This is a genomic window from Streptomyces sp. NTH33 (assembly GCF_003236365.1).
Taxonomy (GTDB): Bacteria; Actinomycetota; Actinomycetes; order Streptomycetales; family Streptomycetaceae; genus Streptomyces.
In genome coordinates this window covers 1-16,537 of sequence record NZ_POTZ01000115.1, presented here as the reverse complement: position 1 = coordinate 16,537, position 16,537 = coordinate 1, and the positions used below count along the sequence as shown (strand labels likewise).

Annotated in this window: 17 protein-coding genes and 1 pseudogene; 6 read left to right on the top strand and 12 right to left on the bottom strand. The window is 73.0% G+C overall.

Going from position 1 to position 16,537, the window contains the following annotated elements; genetic code table 11:
- The coding region (locus C1I97_RS14140; RefSeq protein WP_146608214.1) for a winged helix-turn-helix domain-containing protein at positions 1 to 405 on the bottom strand (405 nt) is incomplete at its 3' end.
- A gap of 138 nt (positions 406 to 543) precedes the next feature.
- Between C1I97_RS14140 and C1I97_RS14135 the strand changes: the two genes are divergently transcribed.
- On the top strand, positions 544 to 1,755 hold the full coding sequence (locus tag C1I97_RS14135; protein WP_111003565.1) for an MFS transporter: 1,212 nt from the start codon (positions 544 to 546) through the stop codon (positions 1,753 to 1,755).
- A gap of 113 nt (positions 1,756 to 1,868) precedes the next feature.
- A complete protein-coding gene (locus C1I97_RS14130; RefSeq protein WP_111003564.1) occupies positions 1,869 to 3,278 on the top strand; it encodes a uracil-xanthine permease family protein in 1,410 nt (469 codons plus the stop codon).
- Here the strand turns inward: C1I97_RS14130 and C1I97_RS14125 are convergent.
- A pseudogene (locus C1I97_RS14125) lies at positions 3,260 to 3,463 on the bottom strand (hypothetical protein); the annotation flags it as partial. The gene C1I97_RS14130 and the pseudogene C1I97_RS14125 overlap by 19 nt on opposite strands.
- 90 nt (positions 3,464 to 3,553) lie before the next feature.
- Here C1I97_RS14125 and C1I97_RS14120 point away from each other — a divergent pair.
- Entirely contained in the window at positions 3,554 to 4,309 is a 756-nt protein-coding gene (locus C1I97_RS14120) for a DUF5995 family protein (protein ID WP_220040825.1), read from the top strand.
- 23 nt (positions 4,310 to 4,332) lie between these two features.
- Positions 4,333 to 5,262 (top strand): LLM class F420-dependent oxidoreductase, encoded by a 930-nt coding sequence (locus C1I97_RS14115; protein ID WP_111003563.1) that lies wholly within the window; start codon positions 4,333 to 4,335, stop codon positions 5,260 to 5,262.
- 16 nt (positions 5,263 to 5,278) lie between these two features.
- On the opposite strand, the gene C1I97_RS14110 is transcribed toward C1I97_RS14115, so the two are convergent.
- Both C1I97_RS14110 and C1I97_RS14105 read right to left on the bottom strand, forming a co-directional pair.
- Positions 5,279 to 6,991, bottom strand: a complete 1,713-nt coding sequence (locus C1I97_RS14110) for a flavin monoamine oxidase family protein (RefSeq protein WP_111003562.1) — start codon at positions 6,989 to 6,991, stop codon at positions 5,279 to 5,281.
- A gap of 41 nt (positions 6,992 to 7,032) precedes the next feature.
- A complete protein-coding gene (locus tag C1I97_RS14105) occupies positions 7,033 to 7,830 on the bottom strand; it encodes a carbon-nitrogen hydrolase family protein (protein WP_111003561.1) in 798 nt (265 codons plus the stop codon).
- A 219-nt stretch (positions 7,831 to 8,049) separates the two neighbouring features.
- Here C1I97_RS14105 and C1I97_RS14100 point away from each other — a divergent pair, with 219 nt between their 5' ends.
- Complete coding sequence (locus C1I97_RS14100; protein WP_111003560.1) at positions 8,050 to 8,514, top strand: hypothetical protein; 465 nt, start codon at positions 8,050 to 8,052, stop codon at positions 8,512 to 8,514.
- A 6-nt stretch (positions 8,515 to 8,520) separates the two neighbouring features.
- Here C1I97_RS14100 and C1I97_RS14095 read toward each other — a convergent pair whose 3' ends face one another.
- The 8 genes from C1I97_RS14095 to fmt all read right to left on the bottom strand — a co-directional run bounded on the left by C1I97_RS14095 (position 8,521) and on the right by fmt (position 15,783).
- Entirely contained in the window at positions 8,521 to 8,973 is a 453-nt protein-coding gene (locus tag C1I97_RS14095) for an Lrp/AsnC family transcriptional regulator (protein ID WP_111003559.1), read from the bottom strand.
- A 143-nt stretch (positions 8,974 to 9,116) separates the two neighbouring features.
- Complete coding sequence (locus C1I97_RS14090) at positions 9,117 to 10,559, bottom strand: GuaB1 family IMP dehydrogenase-related protein (RefSeq protein ID WP_181446720.1); 1,443 nt, start codon at positions 10,557 to 10,559, stop codon at positions 9,117 to 9,119.
- 156 nt (positions 10,560 to 10,715) lie between these two features.
- The gene (locus C1I97_RS14085; RefSeq protein WP_111003558.1) at positions 10,716 to 11,042 is read right to left on the bottom strand and encodes a barstar family protein; all 327 of its coding nucleotides are present in this window, start codon (positions 11,040 to 11,042) and stop codon (positions 10,716 to 10,718) included.
- The gene (locus tag C1I97_RS14080; RefSeq protein WP_111003557.1) at positions 11,039 to 11,440 is read right to left on the bottom strand and encodes a ribonuclease domain-containing protein; all 402 of its coding nucleotides are present in this window, start codon (positions 11,438 to 11,440) and stop codon (positions 11,039 to 11,041) included. Before C1I97_RS14080 ends, C1I97_RS14085 begins: the two co-directional genes overlap by 4 nt.
- Before the next feature lie 38 nt (positions 11,441 to 11,478).
- The gene (locus C1I97_RS14075) at positions 11,479 to 12,522 is read right to left on the bottom strand and encodes a sugar-binding transcriptional regulator (protein ID WP_111003556.1); all 1,044 of its coding nucleotides are present in this window, start codon (positions 12,520 to 12,522) and stop codon (positions 11,479 to 11,481) included.
- 78 nt (positions 12,523 to 12,600) lie between these two features.
- A complete protein-coding gene (rpe, locus tag C1I97_RS14070) occupies positions 12,601 to 13,287 on the bottom strand; it encodes a ribulose-phosphate 3-epimerase (RefSeq protein ID WP_111003555.1) in 687 nt (228 codons plus the stop codon).
- A gap of 68 nt (positions 13,288 to 13,355) precedes the next feature.
- Positions 13,356 to 14,783: an RsmB/NOP family class I SAM-dependent RNA methyltransferase gene (locus C1I97_RS14065; RefSeq protein ID WP_111003554.1), complete on the bottom strand. Its 1,428-nt coding sequence runs from the start codon at positions 14,781 to 14,783 to the stop codon at positions 13,356 to 13,358.
- A gap of 67 nt (positions 14,784 to 14,850) precedes the next feature.
- Positions 14,851 to 15,783: a methionyl-tRNA formyltransferase gene (gene fmt / locus C1I97_RS14060; RefSeq protein WP_111003553.1), complete on the bottom strand. Its 933-nt coding sequence runs from the start codon at positions 15,781 to 15,783 to the stop codon at positions 14,851 to 14,853.
- 283 nt (positions 15,784 to 16,066) lie between these two features.
- Between fmt and C1I97_RS14055 the strand changes: the two genes are divergently transcribed.
- Positions 16,067 to 16,537: hypothetical protein (locus tag C1I97_RS14055; protein WP_111003566.1), on the top strand; the 471-nt coding region annotated here is incomplete at its 3' end.

Sequence of the window (16,537 nt, the reverse complement as noted above, 5' to 3'; positions counted from 1 at the left end):
AACCCGTTCGGGCACCCGCTCCACCAGCGCGACCGCCTGCTCCACCGCGGGCCCGGTGCCGGTGCCCCCGCCGATCGGCACGCACGCCCCGGCCAGCTCCCGGCCCAGCAGGTCGGACACGGTCACCGCGACGCTCTCGGTGCGCACGTCGAGGGCGGCGAGGTGGGCGCGGTCGGCGACGATGCCGTACAGCCGCGCGTTCGGGCCGCGCCGCTGCTCCCTGGACTCCCCCACCACGGTGATCAGACCGGACACCGTCAGGCGTTCGACCAGATCGGCGACCGTCGGCCGGGACAGGCCGGTGAGCTGCTTCAACTGCCCTGCCGTCAGCGGCCCTTCCTGCTGCAGCAGCCGCAGGGCGAGCCGGTCGTTGATGGCCCGGGCGGTGCTCGGGGATGCGGGCATGCCGGGAATCCTCCCAGATCGGCGGGGCCCGCCGGGCGGCCGTATTTCCGCTTTCTATCAGGCAGGCTCCCTGATAGTTTACGTCGGCACGTTTCACGCCGGGGACACGGCGGCACACCGCCCGGGAGGGGCCGGACAATGAGTGAAGTGGTCCACCAGCAGCGCGAGGTCCGGCGCGCCCGGTACGCCGTCGCGGCCGTCTTCGCCGTGCACGGCGCCGTCACCGGCTCGTTCGCGACCCGCGTGCCGTGGATCCAGGACCACGCCTCGGTCAGTCCCGGGCAGCTCGGCCTCGCGCTGGCGTTCCCCGCGCTCGGCGCCTCCCTCGCGATGCCGCTCGCGGGCGGCATCAGCCACCGCTTCGGCGCCCGCAACGCGCTGCGCGGACTGATCGCCCTGTGGACGCTCTCCCTGGTCCTGCCCTCCCTGGCCCCGAACCTCCTCACCCTGTGTCTCGGCCTGTTCGTCTACGGCGCCACGGCGGGCATGGCGGACGTCGCCATGAACGCCCTCGGCGTGGAGGTCGAGAACCGGCTCGACCGCTCGATCATGTCCGGCCTGCACGGCATGTGGAGCGCGGGCGCCCTGGTCGGCTCGGCGGCCGGCACGGTCGCCGCGCACTTCGGCTCGGACGCCCGGCTGCACCACGCCCTGGCCGCGGCCGTGCTGACCGTGCTGGGCGTGGCCGCCTGCAGCTGGGTCCTCGACCTGCAGCCCGCCGAGGGCGAGGAGCCGCCGCCGCGGTTCGCGCTGCCGCCGAAGTCGGCACTGCTGATCGGCGCGGTCGGGTTCTGCGCGGTGTTCGCGGAGGGCGCGAGCCTGGACTGGTCGGCGGTGTACCTGCGGCACCAGCTGGAGACCTCGGCCGGTCTCGCCGCGGCCTGCACCACGGGCTTCACGCTCACCATGGCCGTCGCCCGGATCGCGGGCGACCGGGTGGTGGACCGGTTCGGCGCGGTGCGCACGGTGCGCGCGAGCGGCGTCCTGGCGGTCCTCGGCGGCCTGCTCATCGTCCTGGCGAACCATCCGGCGGTGGCGATGGCCGGATTCGCGCTGATGGGCCTCGGCATCGCGGTCGTCGTGCCGCTGTGCTTCGCCGCGGCCGGCCGCAGCGGGCCGAACCCCAGCCAGGCCATCGCCGGTGTCGCGACCATCACCTACACCTCGGGGCTGATCGCGCCGAGCGCGATCGGCGGGCTGGCCCAGGCGACCAGCCTCGTGGTCTCCTTCGCCCTGGTCACGCTGCTGGCCTGCGGCCTCGCCGGCTTCGCCGGGGTACTCAGGGCGGGCGACCGCAACCGGCCGGCGGTCGGCCCGGCGAGCGCGGCGGTCCCCGATCCGCGGCCCTGACCTTCCGGCTCCGGGTCCGCGCGATCACGACCGGGACCGGGTGACGAGGCACCCCCGGGCACCCCCGACAATGGTTCGGACAGTCTTCACACGGCAAGAAAGCGAAACCCACCATGGACCTCGGCGTCCGATGGAAGCTGCACGGTGACGGACGGACACCCGCACCCGGTGCGGTCGTCCGGCCCGACGAACGGCTCTCCTGGCCCCGCACGGTAGGACTCGGCGCCCAGCACGTCGTGGCCATGTTCGGCGCGTCCTTCGTCGCCCCCGTGCTGATGGGCCTCGACCCCAACCTCGCGATCATGATGTCGGGCGTCGCGACCGTGATCTTCCTGCTGGCCACCCGCGGCCGGGTCCCCAGCTATCTGGGCTGCTCGCTGTCGTTCGTGGGCGTCGCCGCGGTCATCCGGGCGCACGGCGGCACGAGTGCGACCGTGACCGGCGCGGTCTTCGTCGTCGGCGTCGCGCTGTTCCTGGTCGGCCTCGCCGTGCAGCGCTTCGGGGCACGGATCATCCATGCCACGATGCCGCCGATCGTCACCGGCGCGGTCGTCATGCTGATCGGCTTCAACCTGGCCCCGGTGACCGCCTCCACCTACTGGCCGCAGGACCAGTGGACGGCCCTGCTGGTGATGCTGTTCACCGGGCTGGCCGTCGTCTGCCTGCGCGGCTTCTGGTCCCGCATCGCGATCTTCCTCGGGCTGGTCTTCGGCTACGGCGTCTCCTGGGCCTTCGACCAGGTCTTCGGCAAGATCCACTCCGTGGACGCGAGCGGCAGGCTCACCGGCCACTGGCGCCTGGACCTCTCCGGCGTCGGCAAGGCCGACTGGATCGGGCTGCCGTCCTTCCACGGCCCGTCGTTCGAGTGGTCGGCGATCCTGGTCGCGCTGCCGGTCGTCATCGCGCTGGTCGCGGAGAACGCCGGGCACGTGAAGGCGGTCGGCGAGATGACCGGCGACCCGCTGGACGACAAGCTCGGCACCGCGATCTCGGCGGACGGCGCCGCCTCCATGCTGTCGACGGCCGTGGGCGGCCCGCCCAACACCACGTACTCCGAGAACATCGGCGTCATGGCCGCGACCCGCGTCTACTCCACCGCCGCGTACTGGGCCGCCGCCGGCTTCGCGCTGCTGTTCGGCCTCTGCCCCAAGTTCGGCGCGATCGTGGCCGCGATCCCGGGCGGTGTGCTCGGCGGCATCACCGTCATCCTGTACGGCATGATCGGGCTGCTCGGCGCGCAGATCTGGATCAACGCCAAGGTCGATCTGCGCAACCCGCTGAACCTGGTGCCGGCCGCGGCGGGCATCATCATCGGCGTCGGCAACGTCACCATGAAGTTCACCGACTCCTTCTCCCTCAGCGGCATCGCGCTCGGCACCCTGGTGGTCATCACCGGCTACCACGCGCTGCGCGCGTTCGCCCCCGCCCATCTCAAGGGGCAGGAGCCGCTGCTGGACGAGGGCACGTCGTCGTACAGCGAGGAGAGCGAGGAGACCGAGGACACTCAGCGCGCCAAGTCGTAGGCGTACGACGGCGTGAACGTCCCCGGCTCGCCCCTGCAGCCGTCCGGCTCCCCCGGCGCCTTCGCCCACAGGTAGGCGGCGATCCGCGCCTCGCCCGTGGCCAGGGCCGAGCGCCCGGCGCTCGGCCCTTCGGGCGGCCGAACGCCGGGCACGCGAACCTGACACGGTAGCCACTCCCCCTCTGCTCGTTCCGTGCGACGGGCGCGTTCCCCCGTTCCGGGGAAACGCCAGGTCCGTCGGCACCCGGGTCAGCCCAATCCTGGGACCCTGCCCCCATGGGGCAATCGGCACAACTCACCCATGGTCCGGTCACCGTGGACACCGTCGTCGCCCGGATGCGCGGCCTGGCCGCCGCGCTGCCCGAGCGCGACGGGATCGCGGTCTTCAACCGCGTCTGCCTCGACGTCACCGGGACGGCCGGCCGGCGGCCGGCGGGGCGGTCCGGCACCACGACCACCACGCTGGGCGTACGCTCCGCCGAGCGGTACCTCGCCGCCGTGGACGCGGCGGCCGGGGGGCGGCGGGCGCCGGCCTGCTGGCGGCCGCTGCTGGAGTCGCGCCGCCATCCCGGCGTACGGCCCTCGCAGTTCGCGCTGGCGGGCCTCAACGCGCACGTCGGGCACGACCTGGCGCTCGCCGTGGTGGACACCTGCCGTACGCTGCGGTGCGAACCGGCCGACGTGGAAGACGAGTTCGACCGCGTGGGCGACCTCCTCCTGACGCTGGAGGAACGGGTCCGCGAGGAGCTGGTGCCGGAACCCGACCGGCTGCGGATCACCGACCCGCTCACCCATCTGCTCGGCGCGTGGAGCCTGGAGCGGGCGCGGGAGGCCGCCTGGTCGGCGGCGCGGTCGCTGTGGGCGCTGCGCCGACTGCCCGACATGGCCGAGGAGTTCGCCCAGCGGCTGGACGCGGTGGTCGGCCTCGCCGGCCGCATGATGCTCACTCCGCTGCCCGACGGACCCGGACATCCTCCCGGCACGTCCCCGGAACTCCCTTGTGATCACTGTACGTTGCCCCGGGAACACTGACGATCACGAAGGAGCACACCGCCATGGCGACCCGTCTGGGACTCGGCCTTCCGCAGAATCGGCAGTACCACCTCGGCAGGGACGTGCCCGACGTGGCACGCACCGCGGAGCGCATCGGCTACGACAGCGTGTGGGTGTACGAGCGGGCCCTGTTCCCGGAGCCCGCCACCCAGGGGCTGTACGGCGTCGAGGGCCTGCCCTGGCCCGACTCCTACCGGCACGTGGCCGACCCGCTGGTCACGCTCACCCTGGCCGCGGCGGCCACCGAGCGGGTCCGGCTGGGCAGCAGCGTGCTGGTCGCGCCGCTGCACGTGCCGTTCCAGCTCGCCAAGGCCCTCGCCTCGCTGGACGCGGCCAGCGGCGGCCGGGTGGTCGCCGGCTTCGGCACGGGCTGGTCCCTGGACGAGTACGCGGCCTCCGGGTTCCGGCCGATCAAGGAGCGCGGCCAGGTGCTGGACGAGATCATCGATGTCTGCCGGGCCGTGTGGGGCCCGGACCCGGTGCGCTACGACGGCCGGATCACGAAGATCGGGTCGGCCGTGGTCGGCCCCAAGCCCGCCCGGCCGATCCCGATCCTGCTGGCCGCGAGCACCCGCAGGGCGCGGGAGCGGCTCGTCGAGCACGCCGACGGCTGGCTGCCGGTGGGCACGGGCGTGGAGCGCATCGCGAGCCAGTGGCACGCGCTGCGGGACCTGGCCGCCGAGCGGGGCCGGCGGCAGCCGATCCGGACGGTGCTGCGCGTGAACGCGGTGTACTCGGCCCAGGCATACGACGGCACCGGCCGCCGCCCCTTCCAGGGCAACGCCGACCAGATCGTCGAGGACCTGCACGCGCACGCGTCGATCGGCCTGGAGGAGATCCTGGTCGACCTGCAGAACACCGCGCGGGACGCCGAGGAGCTCAAGGACGTCGCCGCGGAGGTGTACGAGAAGGCACGGGCGGCCGGGGTCTGACCGCCCGCGGGGGGCTTCAGTCCTCGGGGAGTTCGACGGGCGCGATCTCGTCGTAGACGTCGCCCGGGCCGGGGTTGGCCGGGTCGGTGCTGCCGCCGAGGTGGTGCATGACGCCCCAGACCGCGTTCAGCGCGGTCTGGACGGCGCCCTCGGCCCAGCCGGCCGTCCAGGAGATGTCGTCGCCGGCCAGGAAGACGCCCCGCTTGTCCTCGGGCAGCCGGTCCTGCATGAAGTGGGTGAACAGGCGCCGCTGGTAGCGGTAGTGGCCGGGCAGGTTGGCCTTGAACGCGCCCATGAACCAGGGCTCGTTCTCCCAGGAGACGGTCACCGGATTGCCGATGACGTGCTTCCTGATGTCGACCTTCGGATAGATCTCCGACAGCGACTTCAGCATCACCTCCATCCGCTCGTCGGCGGACAGCGGCAGCCACTTGAGGCTGTCGTCGCACCAGGTGTACGACAGGCAGATCACGGCGGGCTTGTCCGGGCCGTCGTCGAGGAGGTAGGTGCCGCGGGTCATGCGGTCGGTGAGCGTCATCGACATGACGTCCCGCCCGGTCGGGTTTCCCCTGTCGTCGACGGCCTTGTCCAGCCAGAACGGCCGGTCCACGGGGACGAAGAGCTTGCTGGACTCCATGTAGTGGGTGCGTTCGATCGCCGTCCAGTGGTCGATCGGGAAGAGCTCGTCGTCGCACCGGACCTTGGACAGCAGCAGCCAGGACTGGGCGGTGAAGATCGCCGCCCGGTAGGTGCGGATGTCGCCGCCGGCGTCCGTCACGGTGATCCGGTTGCCCGCGGTGCGGTGCAGCCGGGTGACGGCCGGACGCGGTTCGCCGCCGACGTGCAGGGACTTCAGCGAGGTGCCGTACGGCCAGTGCACGACCTTCTCCGGCTCGCGCTCCCAGAGCCTGAGCGGCAGCTGCTGGGAGCCGCCGACGATGCCGCGGTGGTGGTCGTCGGCCTCGGTGTAGACGACGCGCAGGATCTCCAGGATGGAGTTGGGGAAGTCGGTGTCCCAGCCGCCGGTGCCGAAGCCGACCTGGCCGAAGATCTCCCGGTGCCGGAAGGACTTGAAGGCCTCGGAGTCGCACAGGAACCCGTAGAAGGTCTGGTTGTCGAGCTTCTCGACCAGCCGGGACCAGATCTCGCGGATGCGCGGCACGTCCCGCTCGCGCAGGGCGCGGTTCATGTCGGAGAAGTCGGCGCCCTCCTCCAGGCACCTGTTCCAGGCGTCGGCCACGTCCCGGTAGACCTGCGGCAGGTCGTCGATGGTCTCGGCGTAGTGCGTCTCGCCCTTGAGGTCGACGACGGTCGACGGGGTCACCTCGGCCAGCGGGTTGGGGAAGGGCCGCGTCTCCAGGCCCACCAGGTCGATGTAGTGCTGCAGGGCGGTGGAGGACGGCGGGAAGCGCATGGCGCCCATCTCGGCGGTCAGCGACTCGTCGCAGCCCTCGAAGCCGACGGTGCGCAGCCGGCCGCCGATCCGGTCGGCCTCGTAGACGACCGGCTTGAGGCCCATCTTCATCAGTTCGTAGGCGGCGACGATGCCGGACAGACCGCCGCCGATGATCGCGACCTCGGTGCCGTGCTCGGTGGCGGGGATCTGGCCGAGGCCCGCCGGGTGGGCGAGGAAGTCGTCGTACGCGTACGGGAAGTCCGGGCCGAACATGGTGATCGGCGACTGCTGCTCGTCTGCGTGCTCGACGGCGTTGGGCACCGTGGACGTCATGGGGTACGGACTCCTTGCGCGGAACGTGAGGCGGGGGAAGGTCAGGAGTGCCGGACGAGGGACCCGTACAGGCCGGGGCGACGGCCCTCCAGGTACGGGTTGGTCTCGCGGGAGGCGGTGAGAAGGGCGGGGTCGGCGTCGGCGGCGACCAGTTCCTCGGACCGGCCGGCGCGGGTGCGGGCGACTCCGTCGGGGCCGGCGAGGGTGGAGAGTCCGACGAACTCGAACCCGCCCTCGGGGCCGACCCGGTTGACGTAGGCGATGTACATCTGGTTCTCGAAGGCGCGCACCGGTACGAGGGACTCGGCGACGAACTGGAACGGGTGCATCAGCGCCGTCGGGACGACGAGGAGGTCGGTGCCGGCCAGCGCGTGGGCGCGCACGTTCTCCGGGAACTCCACGTCGTAGCAGACGATCAGACCGACGGTCAGGCCGCCCAGCTCCGCCTGGACGACCGGCTGCTCGCCCGGGGTGAACTGCTCGCGCTCGAAGTCGCCGAACAGGTGGGTCTTGCGGTAGTTGGCGAGGCGGGTGCCGTCGGCGGAGATCAGCTGGACGGAGTTGTGGACCGCCTCGCCGTCCCGCTCGGGGTAGCTGTAGGCGATGGCCAGGCCGTGCCGGGAGGCCGTCTTTGCGACGGTGTCCGCCCAGTCGCCGTCGGCGGGCTCGGCCAGGCGGCCGATGTCGTCGCCGATCGCGTACCCGGTCACGAACATCTCCGAGGTCGCCAGCAGCCCGGCGCCCGCGGCGGCGGCGCGGCCGGCGGCGGCGTCGAGGACCTTGAGGTTCTCGGCGACGGAGCCGGGTCGGCCGGAGCTCTGGAGCAGGGCGGTACGCATGGACGATCCTCACCGGTACGGGGGGTTTCGGGGGGTGACTAGACCGTACGGTCGGTGGACTCGGGCGGACAAGCCGGAGCCGTTGCGCGCCGGTGAGCTGATCGTTGCGTGTGCACGGGGGTGCGCGGCGATTCGTTGCACAGCCCCTGGCCGGGCCGGCCCGGTCCGCGAGACGATGCCTCGGTCGCCCGAAGCCGGCCAGGAGGACGGGAGCCTGCCATGAAGCCCGCTGAGATCGCCGCGTTGCCTCACGTGGACGAGCACGCGACCGTCGTCGCGGCCGGCGCCGGCGCCGTCTGGCGCGCGATCGGGGATGCTCTGGACCGGTCCTTCGCGGGCGCCGGTGCGGCCCGTTACGCCCGCCTGGTGGGCTGTGCCGACCGGGCGGCGTCCGGCCCGCGGCCCCTGGCCGAGGGTTCGGCGGTGCCGGGTTTCCGGGTGGTCGCGGCGGTCCCGGGGCGGGAGCTGGTGCTCGTCGGGCGGCACCGCTTCTCGTCGTACGCCCTGGTCTTCCGGCTCGAACCGGCCGGCCCGGGACGGTCGCGCCTGCGCGCACAGACACGGGCGGCCTTCCCCGGCGCGGCCGGCGGCCTCTACCGGCGGCTGGTGATCGGCACGGGCGGGCACGCGGCCGGGATGCGGCGTCTGCTGGCGGCGATCGGCCGCCGCTCGGCGACGGGGTGACGCGGTTCAGCCGGGCGCGCCGGAGGAGAACCGGCGCAGCAGCGGGGAGAGCACCAGGACGGACTTGGTCCGTTCCACGAACGGCTCGCCGGCGATCCGTTCCAGGACCCGCTCGAAGTGCCGCATGTCGGCGGCGAAGACCTGGGCGATCGCGTCCGCCTCCCCGGTGACGGTGGAGGCGGACACGACCTCCTGGTAGCGCTCCAGGCCGCGCTGGATGGTCTCCGGGGAGGTGTTGCCGCGGCAGTAGATCTCGACGAACCCCTCCGTCTCCCAGCCGAGTGCCGCCGGGTCGACCTGAACGGTGAAACCGGTGATGGCCCCGGTCGCGCGCAGCCTGTCCACCCGCCGCTTCACGGCCGGCGCGGACAGGCCGACCAGCTGCCCGATGTCCGCGTAGGAGCGGCGGGCGTCCTCGGCGAGGGCGTGCACGATGCGTTCGTCGAGATCGTTCAGCACAGTGGGTGGATCATTTCTCGGATGGCGGGGCGAGACGGGAACGGCGGGAGCCGTACCCGAAGGAGAACACGGGCACGACCACGGCCCCCGCTCCCGTCACCGTCACCGGGACGGCAGGGGCCGTGCGGGCGTGACCCGGCGGATCAGTTCCAGCTGGCGTGCAGCGGCTTGCCCTCGGCGTAGCCGGCCGCGCTCTGGATGCCGACGACGGCCTTGTCGGCGAACTCTTCCAGGGTGCCGGCGCCGGCGTAGGTGCACGCGGAGCGGACGCCCGCGATGATCGAGTCGATCAGGTCCTCGACACCCGGGCGGGCCGGGTCGAGGAACATGCGGGAGGTGGAGATGCCCTCCTCGAACAGCGCCTTGCGGGCGCGGTCGTACGCCGACTCCTCCGAGGTGCGGTTGCGCACCGCGCGCGCGGAGGCCATGCCGAAGGACTCCTTGTAGGGGCGGCCGTCGGCGTCGTGCTGGAGGTCGCCGGGCGACTCGTAGGTGCCGGCGAACCAGGAGCCGATCATCACGTTGGACGCGCCGGCCGCGAGCGCCATCGCCACGTCGCGCGGGTGGCGGACACCGCCGTCGGCCCACACGTGCTTGCCGTACTTCCTCGCCTCCGCCGCGCACTCCAGGACGGCGGAGAACTGCGGGCGGCCGACGCCGGTCGCCATGCGGGTGGTGCACATGGCGCCCGGTCCCACACCGACCTTGACGATGTCCGCGCCCGCCTCGACGAGGTCCCTGACACCCTCGGCGGAGACGATGTTGCCGGCCACGACCGGTACCTGCGGGCCGAGGTCGCGGACCAGCTTGACAGCGCTGATCATCGACTCCTGGTGGCCGTGCGCGGTGTCGATGACGAGGGTGTCGACGCCCGCGGCGAGCAGCTGCTCGGCCTTGCCCGCCACGTCGCCGTTGATGCCCACGGCGGCGGCGACGCGCAGCTTGCCGCCGCCGTCGGTGGCCGGGGTGTAGAGGGTGGCGCGCAGGGCTCCCTTGCGGGTGAGGATGCCGGCGAGCCTGCCGTCCTTGTCGACGGCCGGGGCGTAGCGGCGGTTGGCGGAGTCGAGGGTGTTGAAGGCCTCGCGCGGGTCGATGTCCGCGTCGAGCAGCAGCAGGTCCTTGCTCATCACCACTTCGAGCTGGGTGAAGCGGTCGACGCCGGTCAGGTCCCGGTCGGTGACCACGCCGACGGGCCGGTGCTGCTCGTCGACCACCACACCGGCGTTGTGCGCGCGCTTGGGCAGCAGGGCGAGGGCGTCGGCGACCGTCTGGTGCGGGGCCAGCACGATCGGGGTGTCCAGGACCAGGTGGCGGCTCTTGACCCAGGAGATCACGTCGGTGACGACGTCGATCGGGATGTCCTGCGGGATGACCACCAGGCCGCCGCGGCGGGCCACGGTCTCGGCCATGCGGCGGCCGGCGATCGCGGTCATGTTGGCGACGACGAGCGGGATGGTGGTGCCCGTGCCGTCCGGGGAGCTGAGGTCCACGCCCTGACGGGAGCCGACCGCGCTGCGGCGCGGCACCATGAAGACGTCGTCGTACGTCAGGTCGTAGGCGGGCTGGATGTCGTTGAGGAAACGCACGTGCTGCACATCCCAGTCGATCTCAAAGGCGGCCCCCGGACAGGTCAGCCGGGGGAAGAGCACGTACTTCATTGTCCCATGGCGCCCGAAAGGGCTTCCCCCGGTCGGATCCTCCAGGCGGCCGGCGCCGGTTTCGGAGGAAGCCACGGGGCGGGGTCAGGGCGCCACGGGCTCGATCAGCACCGAGAGCTCCGGTGCGCGCTCCTCGGCCCCGGCGAACACCTCACGGGCGGTCTGCCACTCCTCGGGCCGCGCGAGCGCGTAGGCCTGCCAGCCCCGTACGACGAGCAGCAGTCCCGTGTCCGCGGCGTCCCCGGGCCACACCGCGGGGTCGGCGAGGCTGTCGGCGAGCGCGTCCCAGTTGCGGCCGAACCAGTCGGGCAGGTCCAGTGCGGCCGCGCACCGGTCCATCAGGCCCGCCTTGTCGGTCACGCCGTCGAGGTCCAGCGTGACCGTGTGCCGGTCCGCGTGGCCGTCGGTCATCTCAGCACCGCCCTGAACGAGTTGTAGTGGTCGTCGGTGTAGTAGGTCTCGCCGCCCTGTCCGGTGACGATGCGCCGGGCCCCGCGGTCGCGCGCGCCCGGTGTCCGCACCGTGTACTCGTGGTAGTAGCCGCGCGGCTCCTTGGGCAGCCGTTTCTCGAAGTTGCCGAAGACGGTGCCGTCCTGCCGGTACGGGAAGGGGCCGCCCCGGTCGATGAGGTCCAGGGTGTGCCGGGCCTCGGCCGGCAGCCGGGACGCGCTGACGGTGGCCATGCCGTGGGCCCATGACGGGCCGGCCGGACCGGAGGCTGTCGTCCCGGAGGGCGAGCAGCCGGTCAGGAGGACGGCGAGGGCGACGAGGAGCCCCGCGAACACGCGGGGGACGAACCGCAGAAGCATGCCGTCGATGCTCCCACGGCCGTCCCGCGCGGGGCTCGTCAGGCGCCGTCCGGGTCCGCCCGGTCGAGGGCGGGCCTCGGGGTGGTCCCCGCCGTCATCAGGTAGTCCGCGGCCGAGGTGTCCGTCACCAGGCTGGTGACCAGGCCGGAGCGCAGCACCGCGTCGATCGCCGCCGCCTTGCGCTGCCCGCCCGCGATCGCGACGACCTCGGGGATACGGCGCAGCTGGTCGGCCTTGACCGTGATGCACCGCTCCCCCAGGTCCCGTCCGATCCGGCGGCCCTCGGCGTCGAAGAGGTGCGCGGCCATCTCGGCGGCGACGCCGAGCGAGGCGTAGTGGGCGCGCTCCTCGTCGCTGAGCATGTCGTGCACCGTGGAGATGCCCGGCTCCCAGGAGCCGATGGACACGCAGGCGACGGTGACCTTGTCGAAGTATTCGTACGCGCGGGCGATCCCGGTCTGGTTGCGCAGCGCGGCCGCGGTGGCCGCGTCCGGCAGGAGCATCGGCGCGTAGATGGGGTGGGCGTCGCCGCCCGAGACCTGGGCGGCGCGGCGCACGGCCTCCACCGAACCGCGCTCGGAGGTCCCGGCGTCGTACACGCCCGTCAGCTGCACCACCGTGCACGGCGGCAGCCGGTTCAGGCCCACCGCCATGTGGATGGTGGACCGGCCCCAGGCCAGACCGAGGACGTCCCCCTCGTTGACGAGCTCGCCGAGCAGGTCGGCAGCCACCTCGCCGAGGTTCTCCGGGTCGGGCGTCTCCTCCGCGTCGGCCGGGGACTCGACGACGACGGCGTGCCTGAGACCGTAGCGGGCGCGGAGCGCGTCGGAGCGCTCGGCGTCCAGCTCGGCCGGCACCCGGATCTCGATGCGTACGAGATCCCGTTCGAGAGCGGTCTCCAGGACCCGGGCCACCTTGAAGCGGCTGACGCCGAACTCCTCGGCGATCTGGATCTTGGATTTGCCCTCAAGGTAGAAGCGGCGGGCCATGGCCGCTGCCTGCACCAGCTCAGCGGGTCCCATCCGCACTGCCGACCGGCCCGCTGACATACCCGACACGGTGCTCTCCTCACTGCTGTTCACACTCTGGACTCGCCGTTCATCCTTGCAGATCCGGCTCGTTTGATCAGCCCTGATGGGAGCCGTTCACGCACCCGTTGCTCAGTGGCCGCACGCCCAGGACGCCTTCGCGGTGGCCGTCTCCGCCTGGGTGCGCAGTGCACGTACCGCCTCGGCCGGGTCCTTCGCCCCGTAGACCGCCGAGCCGGCCACGAAGACGTCGGCGCCGGCGTCCGCGCACTGTTCGATCGTCGAGGCCGACACCCCGCCGTCGACCTGGAGCCACAGCTGCAGGCCGTGCTTGTCGATCAGCTCCCTGGTACGGCGGATCTTGGGCAGCATGATGTCGAGGAACGCCTGCCCGCCGAAGCCCGGCTCCACCGTCATGATCAGGAGCATGTCCAGCTCGGGGAGCAGGTCCTCGTACGGCTCGATGGGGGTGGCGGGCTTGAGGGCCATCGAGGCCCGGGCGCCCTTGGCGCGGATCTCGCGGGCCAGCCGGACGGGGGCGGCGGCCGCCTCCACGTGGAAGGTCACGGAGGAGGCACCCGCTTCGACGTACTGCGGCGCCCACCGGTCGGCCTGCTCGATCATCAGATGGCAGTCCAGCGGGGTGTCCGTCGCCCTGGCCAGCGACTCCACGACCGGGACGCCGAGCGTGAGGTTGGGGACGAAGTGGTTGTCCATGACGTCCACATGGAGCCAGTCGGCCCCCTCGACCGCCCGCGCCTCCTCGGCGAGACGTGCGAAGTCGGCGGACAGGATGCTGGGGTTGATCTGCACGGCCATGCCCCAAGCGTGCCATGCCGGGGCACGGTTGTTCGCGCCGGTCCCCGGCCGAATGTCCGGGCGTCCTCTCAGCCGGTGCGGCGGATGAGGGCCAGGTACATCGCGTCGGTCCCGTGCAGGTGCGGCCACAGCTGTACGTCGGGGCCGTCGCCGAGGGCCGGGACGCCCGGGAGGAGGGGGCGGGCGTCGATCAGCTCGGTCCCGGGGAACTGCTTGAGCACGTCGGTGACGACCGCGCGGGTCTCGGCGAGGTGGGGCGAGCAGGTGGCGTAGCCGACGACACCGCCGACGCGCACCGACTCCAGGGCCGTGCGCAGCAGGCCGCGCTGGAGCGGGACGAATCCGTCCAGGTCCTCCGGGCGGCGGCGCCAGCGCGCCTCGGGGCGGCGGCGCAGGGCGCCGAGGCCGGTGCACGGGACGTCGACGAGGACGCGGTCGAAACTGCCGGGGCGCCACGGCGGGCGGGTCCCGTCGGCGGCGATCACCTGGTACGGGCCGGGGTTGCCGGCGAGCGCCTTGGCCACGAGGCCGGCCCGGTGGGGCTGCTTCTCGGAGGCGAGCAGGACGGCTCCGCGCTCGGCGGCGAGCGCGGCGAGCAGGGCCGCCTTGCCGCCGGGGCCGGCGCAGCCGTCGAGCCACTTCTCGTCGGGGCCGTCGAGGGGCGCGCCCGCGAGGGCGAGGGCGACGAGCTGGCTGCCCTCGTCCTGGACGCCGGCCCGGCCCTCCCGTACGGCGTCCACGGCGCCCGGTTCGCCGCCCTCGGTGAGCCGTACGGCGTACGGCGACCAGCGGCCCGGGACGGCGGCCTCCTCGTGCAGCAGCTCCTCGGTGGTGGCGCGGCCCGGCCGGGCCACCAGGGTCACCTCGGGACGCTCGTTGTCGGCCCGCAACAGGTCCTCGATGCCGGCGCGCCCGCCGCCGAGGGAGTCCCACAGGGCGGAGACGACCCAGCGGGGGTGGGAGTGGACGACGGCGAGGTGCGCCTCGGGGTCCTTCTCGTAGGGCGGGGCGATCTTCTCCAGCCAGCCGTCGAGGTCGTCGCGCGCGACCTTGCGCAGCACGGCGTTGACGAACTTGGCCCGCCCGTCGCCGAGCACGACCCGCGCGAGCTCGACGGTGGCGGAGACGGCGGCGTGGCTCGGGATGCGGGTGCCGAGCAGCTGGTGGGCACCGAGGCTCAGCACGTCCAGGACCGGCGGGTCGACCTCCCTCAGCGGCCGGTCGACGCAGGCCGCGAGGATCGCGTCGTACGTCCCCTGGCGGCGCAGCGTGCCGTACACCAGCTCGGTGGCCAGCGCGGCGTCCCGCCCGTCGAACTTTTCGGGTCCCTCCTTCTCGCGCGCTCTGCGCAGCAGGGGCGGCAGGACGAGGTTGGCGTAGGCGTCCCGCTCGTCCACGGCGCGCAGCGCCTCGAAGGCGAGGATGCGGACGGGGTCCTTCTGGGGCCGGCGGTAGGGCTTGGCGGGCTTGCGGGGCCGACGGGAGGTGTCGCTCACGAAAAAGGTGCTCCGGATGTCTGGGTGCGCTGTGCACCCAGCCTACGTCCCGGACCGGACCGGCCGGTCAGCCCCCGAGGGTCTCGTTCCCGGAGATGCGCACGCCACGCGCCCAGTCCGCGGCCTTCATCGGCTTCTTGCCCTGGGCCTGCACCCACAGCAGCTCCACGGCGTACGAGCCGGTGCCGACGTGGACGCTCTTCTTGCCGGCGGCGAGGACGCCCGGGGCCAGGTCGGTGCGGTCGGGCACCGGTGCGACCTGGATCAGCTTCAACCGCTCGCCGCGGAACGTGGTCCAGGCGCCGGGGGCCGGGGTGCAGGCGCGCACCACGCGGTCCACCCGCAGGGCGGGGGACGTCCAGTCGACCCTGGCGTCCTCGACGGTGATCTTGGGGGCGAGGGTGACGCCCTCGAGCGGCTGCGGTACGGCCTTCAGGGTGCCGTCCTCGATGCCGTCCATGGTGGCGGCGAGCAGCCCGGCACCGGCGAAGGCGAGCCGGGTGAGCAGGTCGCCGCTGGTGTCGGTGGGCCGGATCTCCTCCGTGACGGTGCCGTAGACGGGGCCGGAGTCCAGACCTTCCTCGATGAGGAAGGTGGACGCGCCGGTGATCTCGTCCCCCGCCATGAGGGAGTGCTGCACGGGAGCGGCGCCGCGCCAGGCGGGCAGCAGGGAGAAGTGCAGGTTGACCCAGCCGTGGGCGGGGATGTCCAGGGCCGCCCTGGGCAGCAGGGCTCCGTAGGCGACGACGGGGCAGCAGTCCGGGCCGATCTCCTTCAGCCGCTCCAGGAAGTCCGGCTCCCGCGGTTTGAGCGGCTTGAGCACCTCGATGCCGGCCTCCTCCGCCCGTTCGGCGACCGGACTGGCGACCATCCGGCGCCCGCGCCCGGCCGGCGCGTCAGGCCGGGTGACCACGGCGGCCACCTCGTGCCGCCCGGAGGCGAGCAGGGCGTCCAGAGCGGGAACGGCGACCTCTGGGGTACCGGCGAAGACGAGCTTCATGGGACGGCTTGGCCCTCTCAGGCGGAATGAACGGCGACCGGCGCACCAGTCTATGACCACCGTCACGGGGCCGCCGCCGCGCGGACCGGGGCCACGGCCGGCGGCCGGGGCATCGGCGGCCGGGGGCGCAGCGCGTGCGCATTCGCGGGGGCGTGCGTACGTGCCGCCACGCCCCCCGCAGCGTGACCAGCGGCGCTAAGGCGCGTTGGTCAAGAGAGAGTTGACCACAGCGGGCCGCCCGCGCGGCCCGGTTCCTTTCAACGCCGGTTCGAGAGGCTTGTTCATGGCCGACCACGCAACCCACGACGCCCAGGCCCGGGCCAGCCTGCACCTGCTGGTGCGGGACATCGAGCGGGTCCGCCGGCAGGTGGACGCGCTGCGCACGCTCACCGCCCAGTTGGGCAACGTCTACCGCCCGCGCCGCTCCGGCCCCTCCACGGGCTTCGTCGTCTACGGACGTGCCCCCGCCCCGACGGTCCGTCTCGCACAGGAGTTGCGGGACAGTGTCGAGACCCTGGTCACGGCCGCCGTGGACTTCGACCGCTCGCTGGGCTTCTCGTGGGACGCCGTGGGCTCCGCCCTCGGCGTCACCAAGCAGGCCGTCCACCGCCGTTACGGCGCCCGCCGCACCACCGCACAGGCAGCCGCCGAGACCGAGCGGGCCCCGGAACCGTCGGGCACCCGCACGGTCGACGTCGGCTCCGGCATCCCCGCGGTTCCCGCGGCCCGCTCCATGCCGGCCCAGCCCACCGCC

What these genes read in the sequence shown, in the direction of transcription:
- C1I97_RS14105 (WP_111003561.1), bottom strand. Translation starts at nt 7,830, where the DNA reads ATGCGTACCGCCCTGCTCCAGAGCTCCGGCCGACCCGGCTCCGTCGCC.
- rpe (WP_111003555.1), bottom strand. Translation starts at nt 13,287, where the DNA reads ATGGCCGTGCAGATCAACCCCAGCATCCTGTCCGCCGACTTCGCACGT.
- C1I97_RS14100 (WP_111003560.1), top strand. Translation starts at nt 8,050, where the DNA reads ATGAAGCCCGCTGAGATCGCCGCGTTGCCTCACGTGGACGAGCACGCG.
- C1I97_RS14085 (WP_111003558.1), bottom strand. Translation starts at nt 11,042, where the DNA reads ATGACCGACGGCCACGCGGACCGGCACACGGTCACGCTGGACCTCGAC.
- C1I97_RS14120 (WP_220040825.1), top strand. Translation starts at nt 3,554, where the DNA reads ATGGGGCAATCGGCACAACTCACCCATGGTCCGGTCACCGTGGACACC.
- C1I97_RS14135 (WP_111003565.1), top strand. Translation starts at nt 544, where the DNA reads ATGAGTGAAGTGGTCCACCAGCAGCGCGAGGTCCGGCGCGCCCGGTAC.
- C1I97_RS14080 (WP_111003557.1), bottom strand. Translation starts at nt 11,440, where the DNA reads ATGCTTCTGCGGTTCGTCCCCCGCGTGTTCGCGGGGCTCCTCGTCGCC.
- fmt (WP_111003553.1), bottom strand. Translation starts at nt 15,783, where the DNA reads ATGAAGCTCGTCTTCGCCGGTACCCCAGAGGTCGCCGTTCCCGCTCTG.
- C1I97_RS14130 (WP_111003564.1), top strand. Translation starts at nt 1,869, where the DNA reads ATGGACCTCGGCGTCCGATGGAAGCTGCACGGTGACGGACGGACACCC.
- C1I97_RS14115 (WP_111003563.1), top strand. Translation starts at nt 4,333, where the DNA reads ATGGCGACCCGTCTGGGACTCGGCCTTCCGCAGAATCGGCAGTACCAC.
- C1I97_RS14110 (WP_111003562.1), bottom strand. Translation starts at nt 6,991, where the DNA reads ATGACGTCCACGGTGCCCAACGCCGTCGAGCACGCAGACGAGCAGCAG.